The 399-nt window shown below is 52.6% G+C and carries 1 rRNA gene; it reads left to right on the forward strand.

What is annotated here, in order from left to right:
• Window positions 1-399: ribosomal RNA gene (locus tag DW58_RS12030) — 23S ribosomal RNA — on the forward strand; the annotation flags it as partial.

The raw sequence follows: 399 nt of genomic DNA on the forward strand, positions 1-399 counted from the left end.
AGCTTGACACTGAACATTGAGCCTTGATGTGTAGGATAGGTGGGAGGCTTTGAAGCGTGGACGCCAGTCTGCGTGGAGCCAACCTTGAAATACCACCCTTTAATGTTTGATGTTCTAACCTGGCGCCATAATCTGGCGTGGGGACAGTGTCTGGTGGGTAGTTTGACTGGGGCGGTCTCCTCCTAAAGCGTAACGGAGGAGCACGAAGGTTAGCTAATCCTGGTCGGACATCAGGAGGTTAGTGCAAAGGCATAAGCTAGCTTGACTGCGAGAGTGACGGCTCGAGCAGGTGCGAAAGCAGGTCTTAGTGATCCGGTGGTTCTGAATGGAAGGGCCATCGCTCAACGGATAAAAGGTACTCCGGGGATAACAGGCTGATACCGCCCAAGAGTTCATATC

Origin of the sequence: Siccibacter turicensis LMG 23730 (assembly GCF_000463155.2) — a bacterium.
Classification (GTDB): domain Bacteria; phylum Pseudomonadota; class Gammaproteobacteria; order Enterobacterales; family Enterobacteriaceae; genus Siccibacter; species Siccibacter turicensis.